This is a genomic window from Microcystis sp. LE18-22.4A, from assembly GCF_027531105.1.
Taxonomy (GTDB): domain Bacteria; phylum Cyanobacteriota; class Cyanobacteriia; order Cyanobacteriales; family Microcystaceae; genus Microcystis; species Microcystis aeruginosa.
On record NZ_JAPZRB010000369.1, the window covers coordinates 1 to 8,917 of the forward strand.

Here is an 8,917-nt window from a genome sequence, read left to right on the forward strand (position 1 = left end):
TGAAATGGGGCGAAAGTCTGTGGACTCTGTGTAAGACAGTACATGGTTTTTTAACTGTGGTATGCGACGGTGGTGGAAGCAGAAACTTAAATCGTGAGGTTTAGGAATCGCCGCACTTTTAGGGCGGCGAGGATGTCAACATTCGGCCTGCTTGCCCTTTCTCCTTCAAGCCCAATCCCAGCAAATTCAGGGACTTATTGCCACGCATACCCTAGCAGAACTCTATTCTGTTCTAACGCGCATTCCCAAAACCAAAATCTCCCCTGCCGTCGCCCAAAACTTGATCCGCGATAACCTACAGACCTTCGAGACTGTTTCGCTGACTGCTGAAGATTACACGGCAGCTATTGACCTAATGGTGCAACGTCAGCTTCCTGGCGGTGGTATCTTTGATGCCCTTATCGCCCAAGCAGTCCTCAAATCTCAGGCTGATGTTCTGTTAACCCTCAACCCAAAGCATTTTACAAGGCTGGGTTCTGAGATTGCTTATAAAGTACAGGTACCCCAATGATTGCGAGCTCGCAAGGCAATCGCTGTCAATAGAATTTTTTATAATATAATTCTCGCTTTTTCGTTCAAATGTTTTGATTATAAATAGAGCGAATATCCCAAACTTTTTACGCTAAGGTTTGTCGAGGCGCATTACACTTCTTTAATGCACCCTACTGGACTGTTTCAGCTAATTTGGTGCAATAGATTCTCCCGATTCCTCCTCCTCAAACACAGGATAAAGATGTTTCAGCTTGACCCTAGCATCGCTGGTCGTAAACGTCCATATTACTGTAGATGCAGTCTGATTACGTTCTTTTTGCCAGGTTTCTATCTCCCTTTTCAGTTCTTCCTTGCTAGAAATCCTTCTATCTAAACATTGCCTCGATAAGACGCTTAGTTCAGTTTCGGCTACATTTAACCAGCTACCATTACGAGGTGTGTAATAAATTTCCAGTCTTCTAGCTAAACGATGAGCAACGGGTGCTGGAAATGCTTCATAAAGCGAGGCTATGTTATGAGTGTTGAGATTATCACAGACGAGCTTGACTTTTCGAGCCTTTGGATAGTCCACATCCAATAATTGACGAATTTCTTCTGCCCAATCTATTCGGGTTCGACTATCTCGGCTACTCACCCGTCTCCATCCTCGATGGGGGTCAAAAAACATGAACAAGGCTTGAACCCCTTCACGACTATAGTGATAGTCTTCTTTTTTATCTTGTCCAGGTTGCATGGGTATCGGAGGGTAAACTTCTCCAAGTAGTTGCTTTGATGCTTCATCCATCGCGATTAACGGTTCTTCTTCCGATGGCTGAGTGCCATACAGGTCAAGGACAACTTCCATCTGGGCAACAAATCGGGCTAAATCCTGTTCCGGAATACAGTATCTTTGGGTTTTCCAAGGGCGTAATTGGTTTTTTTTAGAGTACGCCACACCGTTGGACTGGAAATCTCGGTGATAATTTGTCTTTGTTTGAGTTCCGAGGTTAATAGTCGGATTGTCCACTCGGCTCGGCCAGATGGTGGCTCCGAACAGCACAGGGCAATGATTTGGGCGGCGGCGGCTCCATCAACTTTTGCCGGAGTGGGGGGAGTTTTTCTCGATTTCCGTTCTAATGCTGGTTTTTCGCCTTTTTGAAGAAATCTTTGACGAATACGTCCCACTGTATTTCTATGAACTTCTAAAGCTTCGCCTATTTCTTCATCTGTCCATTTCCTTTTCGCCTGTTCTCCCTCGTCACACATCAGCAAAATCCGAGCGTGGAGAATTTTTTTAGCTGGTGCATAGCCATTACGACTGATTTGTTCGAGGTTTTCTCTTTGTTCCCCTGTTAGATTGACTTTATCTCGCCGACCTCTTCCCATGATTGATGTCCTCTGCTTGTTCGAGCTATTGCCCTATTTTAGCTGAAACAGTCCATTAGGGTGCGTTAGTGATAGCGTAACGCACCCATTTTCTTAAGATGGTGCGTTACGGCGCGATAATAATTTAATTATTAACAAATTTCCTTTAAATACGCGCAAACACGCACCCTACAAGCTGATTTAAGAGAAGTAGAATCCTTTATTTAGTCAATAAGTTAACATATAATTGAGTTAAGACATTCTCATTCAACAATTTTCCCTATGGCACAAGCTCAGGAACCGAACGATAAAAATTATGAAGTGGAGCGTCAATTGAGGAGTCTTAATCGGCGACTGGAGCGTCTGGAAGATACCCAAGTGACAGGAAGAGAGCTAAACCGGAGTTTTGATCGAGTCTATGAGGAAATTGATCATCTTGAAGATAAAGTTGATCGGCTTCAATCGAATTTTGAAGAGTTTCGTGATGAGATTAACCAAAAATTAGATACGATTTTACAACATATTACGGGCATCAATTAAATTGACAGCGATCATCAATAAAGTATTATCGTAGGTTGGGTTGAACGATAGTGAAACCCAACACTTTTAAATAATTGAGTTGGGTTTCGTTCCTCAACCCAATCTACAGATTACTAAAAATTGTTGATAAGTAACAATTTTAGTTATTCCAAATTGTTGCAAAATTAATAAATGTTGATCGCCTGTAATTAAAAAGTCAGCTTGACTATCTTTGGCTAAGGCTAAAAGGTAGTTATCTTTAGCATCTCTACAGATATTAATTTTTGATTTAGTCTCAATACATAACCCAATTATGCTTAAAAGTTCAAGTAATTCTTGAACTTTACTTTTGGGAAAATGCTTTTGTAATTTTGGTCTTTTGGTAACAAGGTTAATTTCATTAAGTAGCTGTGGAGAAAAAATCGGCACAAGAGTTTTGGCTAACTGTTTACCAATAAGAAAGCTAATCCAAAGGTTAGTATCAATAATAACTTTAATCGGTGGCTTGTTGTCCATAAATTTCAGCCCTAACTTCCTCCACTTCTTCGGTAATTGTCTCTAGGGAAAGCTCATCAGTTTTAAAGGTTTCTAGAAGTTGGGTTAATTTTTGATTTAAAGTTTCTTTTTCGAGTTCTTTACTGAGTTTTATTTTGTCACTTTCTGGGAGTTGTTTAACCAAATCTAAAATCTGGTCAAAGTTTAAGGTTAGTTGGTAAGTTTTTTGGTTCATTTTCTCAAATTATTGTTTATTGATAAAGTTTAATTGCTCGCAGTGCATACTCAAAACAACGTTCCCGAATATCTATTTGTTTCTTCTATTCTTTTTGATAATTCATAATTCATAATTCAAAAGAAAGGTCTGGTTCAGCTTCTATACAACCGATAAAGTCAGACCAATCTTCTGTTCGCTGCTCTTTCATTTCCTGTGGGTTGGGAGAATATCGTTTTTTGAGAATATCTACAAGTTCAAGAATAGTCTGTTGTGCGTCGGGGGGAAGGGACGCAATATCTTCTTCAATTGTTTCTAGGTTTATCATTGTCATTGTTTAAATGCGCGACAGCTTATTCTCATTGTAGCAAATTACTGAAACAATTAGGCTGAAACTAATTCAAATTTAACCTTTATTTTTAGGGCTGTAGCGATGAGATTTAGCAACAAAAAAGAGTTTCCTTCATAGTCAGCATTTTCTAAGGCTTCAATAATAGATTCATCAGTATTAATTAATTCTGCTAAAGCTTTTGTTGAAAGATGATGTGTTTCCTTAATCTTAAATATTTTTCTGGCTACTTCGTCATCAATACGAGCCTTTTCTAATTCTAATTGACGTTCTGGATTATTAGCATAATAACGTTGGTAAAGAATTTGTAAGCCATCGGCTGTCGTTTGGTGTGTATTCATATCAACTCCTGAAAATAGGTGTGTAATTCGGGATTTTTTTCAAATTTAGCTTTGTTTTTAATTGCTTGCTCGATTTCCAGTGGTAGAACTTCTTTTTCTTTAATTATACCATGAGAAATGACCACAGCTTTGTTTTTATAAAAGAAATAAAGAATTCTATAATTTATTCCTTTAAAATTAACTCTCAATTCATAAATTTTGTCCCGCAAAAAGTCTGCTTCTGGTCTGCGTAATTCATATCCTAGTTCTGCCAGTCTTTGTAATTTGATAAAGCATTTGTTTTGAGCTTTGCCAGGAAGACTATCAAGCCATTCTATAATTGGTATATTACCTCTTTCATCTTGGTAAAAAATAAGTTGTATTTTTGGCATATTAAAGCTTTTATATATGTGAGTTTTCTAACAAATGATAAATTAAATAGTGTCAAGTATCGAGTTCCCAAAAAGCTGATGTTTCCGTGAGCAAACCCCCTAAAATTAGACTTGACAAAAAACCTGAGATTGTTATATTCTACAGGTTACAAGCTTTTAAACGAGAGAGCCACGCCCCACGCACCAATTATATCATTCATTCTGCCTGAATATCAAACAGGAACTAGAAACCTGTTACTAGGGAGAGATTACTGCGGGGGGGATATTCGGTAGCAGTTAAATAATCATAATAAAAACCACTCCAGACACAGTAGCGGCTCTTGTAGGGTGCGTTAGTGATAGCGTAACACACCAATTTTCTTAAGATGGTGCGTTACGGCGCGGTAATAGTTTAATTATTAACAAATTTCCTTTAAATACGCGCAAACACGCACCCTACAAGCTACTAACAAGGCTCATTTTGACTCGTTGATTAAGGGCAGTGGCAATTTTTTGTAGCATTATTAGGGGATTGTCTTGATAGTCAGCGTCTTCTAGATCTTCAATAACGGATTGCTCAACATGGATTAGGTCGGCTAGTTGTTGTTGAGTTAATCCAGCATTCATACGAGCGTCATAAATCAATTGTGCGATTTCTGAGTTGAGGGATTCTAGGGCAATTTGTTCTTTGATTGTGGGATCGTCTGCAATCATTTGGTGAATGATTTTTACGGCATCTGTGGTTTTAGGCATTGTTTATTTCTCCTTGATAAGTATGAAGTTCTGGATTTTGTTTAAATTGTGCTTTTCTTTGGATAATTCTCTCGATGTCTTGTGAGGGAACGGCGGAAGTTTTTTTGATAAGAGCATGACCAATAATTGCTATATTTTGACCATGATAAAAATAGAGGATTCGATATTGTATGGTTCCCTGTTTGGCTCTAAGCTCCCAGATATCATTTCTGAGATAATCGGCAGCAGGGCGGCGCAGTTCATGACCTTGTGCGGCAAGTTGTTCGATTTTGGTTATACATTTGGCAAATCCTTTTTTATCAGTTTTGAGTAATTTCTGAAGCCACTCAACAACGGGTGAGATGCCTTCTGCTTCTTGATAAAAGATGATTTTTGTCTTTGGCACGTTTCTTTTGAAATAGTATGCGATGAAAAATCAATAAATGTAATCAGGTGATGGTGATGGGTATCGAATTGCTGGATATCTCATAACCTCGTTGAAAAGAATTATGCGATCACCCCTTGTTTATCCCCTAAATTAAACTTAGAAATTTTGCGATAATAGACATCAACATCGTTAAGTATCGAGTTCCCCAAAAGCTGATGTTTTCGTGAGCAAACCCCCTAAAATTAGACTTGATAAAAGACCTGAGATTGTTATATTCTACAGGTTACAAGCTTTTAAACGAGAGAGCCACGCCCCACGCACCAATTATATCATTCATTCTACCTGAATATCAAACAGGAACTAGAAACCTGTTACTAGGGAGAGATTGCTACGGGGGGATATGCGGTAGCAGTTAAATAATCATAATAAAAACCACTCCAGACACAGTGGCGGCTCTTGTCGGGTGCGTTAGTGATAGCGTAACGCACCAATTTTCTTAAGATGGTGCGTTACGGCGCAATCATAATTTAATTATAACAAATCTCCTTTAAATATGCGCCTAACACACCCTACAAGCTACTTAACGGTGTTAACTCCCTACAAGAATTTAATTGGAAACACCTAATTCTTTTAGTCTATCCAGAGAGTTTTGATACCAAGTTTGATTATTTTGTTGTCGATGAAGTTGGGATGCTTGGCGAAAATCCTTAATTGCCTTTTCATTGTCATTTAATTCTTTGTATATTAAACCGCGATTATAGTAGGGAACAGCAAAGTCAGGATTGAGTTTAATTGCTTGATTGTAGTCGGCAATCGCCCCTTGTTTATCTCCTAAATTATACTTAGCCCATCCGCGATTATTGTAGGGAAAAGCAAAGTTGGGATTGAGTTTTATCGCTTGATTGTAGTCCGCAATCGCCCCTTGTTTATCTCCTAAATTATACTTAGCCCATCCGCGATTATTGTAGAAATCAGCATCATCAGGATTGATTTGAATTGCTTGATTGTAGTCCTTGATCGCTCCTAGTTTATCTCCTAAATTAGACTTAGCACTTCCGCGATCATAGTAGGCATTAGCATAGTCAGGATTGATTTGAATTGCTTGATTAAAGTCCTTGATAGCCCCTTGATTATCTCCTAAATTATACTTATCAACTCCATTATTATAGTAGGCTACAGCATCGTCAGAATTGAGTTTAATCGCTTGATTTTGATCCGCAATCGCCCCTTGATTATCTCCTAAATTATAATTGCCTATACTGTAAATTGCTAGTCCGATCACCCCCCCAAATACAATCATCCCAATGCCGTTATATAGCCATTTACGTTTAGTAGAAGGAGGTGAAACGGGACGAGATTGTACTACAGTTCTACTTGAGGGAAGATTATTCAACACTGTCAGAACTTCCGAAGCTGATTGATAGCGCTGACTAGACTTATCTTCTAACATCTTGTTGAGGAGATTCGCTAAAAAATCACTAATTGATCTTTTTTGCGATTTTAATACCGATTGCCATAACCATCGCCGCTGATTCACATCATAGACCGAATCAGGCAAATTACTGTTACTTTGGGGGAAACATCCTGTTAATAAACGGACACAGGTAGCGGCTAAACTATATAAATCACTAGCGGCGACTGCACTGCCCATGATATGTTCATAAGCAGCATAACCCGGAGTATATAAACCCGTCCCCATTTGGGAGGTTTGCTCTTTAATTCCCCCAAAATCAATTAACATCAATTTACCGTCACTCCGACGACGCATCAGATTATCCGGTTTGATGTCACGATGGATCAATCCTTTAGAATGGAGATAGACAAGGACTGGTAATAATTGCTGTAATATTTCCTTGATTTTCTGTTCACTAAATCTTCCTTCTCTTTGATACTCTTGAAGCAGGGTTTCTCCTTCAATAAACTCCTGCACTAAATAGAGGGAGTTCCCCTGAGAGAAATAATCATAAACGGTGGGAATTTGTTCGTGTTTTAATTCGTCTAATTTTTCCGCTTCTCTTTGAAATAACTCCTTAGACTTCTCCAGAGCAGCTCCCTGCATTTGAGCAATAAATTTTTTAATAACCCGGGGTTTGCGATTAAAATTCAAGTCCTTAGCTTGATAAGTTCTACCGAATGCGCCTTCGCCTAATACTCCGACAATGAGATAACGGCTATGAAAAGAATATGATTGGCTAGTTTGGCTTAAATTTCCGCCACATCCTTGACAATAGCTATAATGAGTCGGATTTTGAGGATGGGAACATTCGGGATTGAGACAGTAGAGGATACTCATAAATCATCTGGAGAAATTTGATTAAGTACCTAAAAAAAATTGATGATCTCATTGAGAGAAGATGTGTAGGCTCCCTTAAGCGGTTACAAATCCCGTCAAAAAACCAAAATTAACAATCCGCCGTAACGCACCAATTCTATCATTAATTCTACCTGAATATCAAACAGGAACCAGAAGCCTGTTCCCCGGCAGTGGAAGTTAGGGGTTGCTAACAGGGGGAACAGTGATGACAAAGCGGATGACAGTTCCGATAACTGCTGTTGCCAAGATGGTAATTAATGCCCAAATTTGGGCTTTCTGGGAGCCTTTAATCTCTTTTAGATCACCTTGTAAGGTGTTGAATTCTCCCTGTAATGCCTTGAGATCTCCCTTGACTTCGGCCTCGAATCTGACTTGAACAATCTTGATCTCTGTGACATCTTTCTGGAGCGCGTCTAGCTTCTGATTGGTCTCTTTAAGATTCTGATTAATCTGGTCTAGGATTTTTCCTAAATCGGTTTCGATGGTGAGGCCGCTCATGGGTTAGACTCCTAATTAAGTGGTGCTGTTGTTTCTGACTTAGATTTCAGTGTTTGAACAAATTGTAAAACTTTTTGTTGCTTTTCCGGTGTCAGTTCTCGCCATTGTTCAAGTAGTTCTTCTTCTTTACCCATAAATACCTCGCTCTTGAATTATGAATTGTTTGGTTTTGAGCAAGGCTCATTAATAAAAACCACTCCAGACACAGAGGAAACAAAGATCATATCATTTTGGGTTTGCGGTGGACGTTGTAGAATAGAGAAAACCTACTGCGCTGATAGATACCATGCCCTCTCCTGCTATTACCACGATCATCAAGATGGTTGAGTCTCTGCCTGATGAGCTTCAAGAGCAGTTAGTAGAGTATGTTCGAGCTTATATTGCAGAAATTGAAGAAGAAAAACGATGGGATCAGTCGTTTAAACAGACGAAGAATAATCTAGTCGCAGCAGCACGGAAAGCCAAAGAAGAGATTGCAGCAGGCTTGTCCACGCCGATGGATTATGAGCAGCTATGAATTCCGCAACATTGCCTTCATTTTGGCAGAAGTATCGCGACTTGAAGCCAGCAGTCAAAGCCGGAGCCAAGAAAGCATATCGGTTATGGGTAGAGAATCCGTTTCATCCATCGTTACATTTTAAGTGTATTGACAGCGACGAAGATATTTGGTCAGTGCGTGTAACGAAGAGTCATCGAGCTTTGGGAGTGCTGTCAGGGGATACAGTGACCTGGTTTTGGATTGGCGATCATCGAAAATTTGGGTCTGAAACCCCGTCGTTCTACGACGGCTTTACTGTTAAATATGAGCATCGTTTACGAAATATATGCTAGTGTGAAAGGACATGGAAAAAGCCTATTCGTTTCGATTTTACCCCACACCA

15 protein-coding genes are annotated in these 8,917 nt (G+C 39.3%); 4 read left to right on the forward strand and 11 right to left on the reverse strand.

Annotation, left to right across the window (positions count from 1 at the left end):
* Positions 1-151: 151 nt before the first annotated feature.
* Positions 152-511: a type II toxin-antitoxin system VapC family toxin gene (locus O9295_RS16515; protein WP_002796231.1), complete on the forward strand. Its 360-nt coding sequence runs from the start codon at positions 152-154 to the stop codon at positions 509-511.
* A gap of 168 nt (positions 512-679) precedes the next feature.
* Here the strand turns inward: O9295_RS16515 and O9295_RS16520 are convergent.
* A protein-coding gene (locus tag O9295_RS16520) for an IS630-like element ISMae25 family transposase (RefSeq protein ID WP_288033937.1) occupies positions 680-1,857 on the reverse strand; the annotation gives its coding sequence in 2 pieces (ribosomal slippage) (positions 680-1,416 and positions 1,416-1,857; 1,179 coding nt in all).
* Between the two features lie 261 nt (positions 1,858-2,118).
* On the opposite strand from O9295_RS16520, the gene O9295_RS16525 reads away from it, so the two are divergent.
* Positions 2,119-2,376 carry a hypothetical protein gene (locus O9295_RS16525; RefSeq protein WP_002762931.1) on the forward strand — a complete coding sequence of 86 codons (258 nt, stop codon included), beginning with the start codon at positions 2,119-2,121 and terminating at the stop codon, positions 2,374-2,376.
* A 93-nt stretch (positions 2,377-2,469) separates the two neighbouring features.
* Here the strand turns inward: O9295_RS16525 and O9295_RS16530 are convergent, their stop codons facing one another.
* From O9295_RS16530 to O9295_RS16575, 10 genes are all read right to left on the reverse strand, one after another.
* Positions 2,470-2,871: a putative toxin-antitoxin system toxin component, PIN family gene (locus O9295_RS16530; protein ID WP_287737887.1), complete on the reverse strand. Its 402-nt coding sequence runs from the start codon at positions 2,869-2,871 to the stop codon at positions 2,470-2,472.
* The gene (gene vap15, locus O9295_RS16535; RefSeq protein WP_002762933.1) at positions 2,849-3,085 is read right to left on the reverse strand and encodes a type II toxin-antitoxin system VapB15 family antitoxin; all 237 of its coding nucleotides are present in this window, start codon (positions 3,083-3,085) and stop codon (positions 2,849-2,851) included. The genes O9295_RS16530 and vap15 overlap by 23 nt, the downstream gene beginning before the upstream one ends.
* Positions 3,086-3,194: 109 nt before the next feature.
* Positions 3,195-3,392, reverse strand: a complete 198-nt coding sequence (locus tag O9295_RS16540; RefSeq protein ID WP_249267830.1) for a hypothetical protein — start codon at positions 3,390-3,392, stop codon at positions 3,195-3,197.
* 56 nt (positions 3,393-3,448) lie between these two features.
* The gene (locus O9295_RS16545) at positions 3,449-3,754 is read right to left on the reverse strand and encodes a helix-turn-helix domain-containing protein (RefSeq protein WP_002732780.1); all 306 of its coding nucleotides are present in this window, start codon (positions 3,752-3,754) and stop codon (positions 3,449-3,451) included.
* Entirely contained in the window at positions 3,751-4,125 is a 375-nt protein-coding gene (locus tag O9295_RS16550) for a type II toxin-antitoxin system RelE/ParE family toxin (RefSeq protein ID WP_002734817.1), read from the reverse strand. Before O9295_RS16550 ends, O9295_RS16545 begins: the two co-directional genes overlap by 4 nt.
* A gap of 435 nt (positions 4,126-4,560) precedes the next feature.
* Positions 4,561-4,857, reverse strand: a complete 297-nt coding sequence (locus tag O9295_RS16555) for a helix-turn-helix domain-containing protein (protein WP_002731911.1) — start codon at positions 4,855-4,857, stop codon at positions 4,561-4,563.
* Positions 4,850-5,242 (reverse strand): type II toxin-antitoxin system RelE/ParE family toxin, encoded by a 393-nt coding sequence (locus O9295_RS16560; protein WP_002775262.1) that lies wholly within the window; start codon positions 5,240-5,242, stop codon positions 4,850-4,852. Before O9295_RS16560 ends, O9295_RS16555 begins: the two co-directional genes overlap by 8 nt.
* A gap of 589 nt (positions 5,243-5,831) precedes the next feature.
* Positions 5,832-7,517 carry a serine/threonine-protein kinase gene (locus O9295_RS16565; RefSeq protein ID WP_288033939.1) on the reverse strand — a complete coding sequence of 562 codons (1,686 nt, stop codon included), beginning with the start codon at positions 7,515-7,517 and terminating at the stop codon, positions 5,832-5,834.
* A 198-nt stretch (positions 7,518-7,715) separates the two neighbouring features.
* Entirely contained in the window at positions 7,716-8,036 is a 321-nt protein-coding gene (locus tag O9295_RS16570; protein ID WP_002780010.1) for a hemolysin XhlA family protein, read from the reverse strand.
* A gap of 11 nt (positions 8,037-8,047) precedes the next feature.
* Complete coding sequence (locus O9295_RS16575) at positions 8,048-8,170, reverse strand: hypothetical protein (protein WP_004157510.1); 123 nt, start codon at positions 8,168-8,170, stop codon at positions 8,048-8,050.
* 152 nt (positions 8,171-8,322) lie between these two features.
* Here O9295_RS16575 and O9295_RS16580 point away from each other — a divergent pair, with 152 nt between their 5' ends.
* Together O9295_RS16580 and O9295_RS27920 are read left to right on the forward strand one after the other, a co-directional pair.
* Positions 8,323-8,553: a hypothetical protein gene (locus O9295_RS16580; RefSeq protein WP_002752916.1), complete on the forward strand. Its 231-nt coding sequence runs from the start codon at positions 8,323-8,325 to the stop codon at positions 8,551-8,553.
* Positions 8,550-8,867 carry a ParE family toxin-like protein gene (locus tag O9295_RS27920; RefSeq protein WP_249264926.1) on the forward strand — a complete coding sequence of 106 codons (318 nt, stop codon included), beginning with the start codon at positions 8,550-8,552 and terminating at the stop codon, positions 8,865-8,867. The genes O9295_RS16580 and O9295_RS27920 overlap by 4 nt, the downstream gene beginning before the upstream one ends.
* Positions 8,868-8,917: the final 50 nt, after the last annotated feature.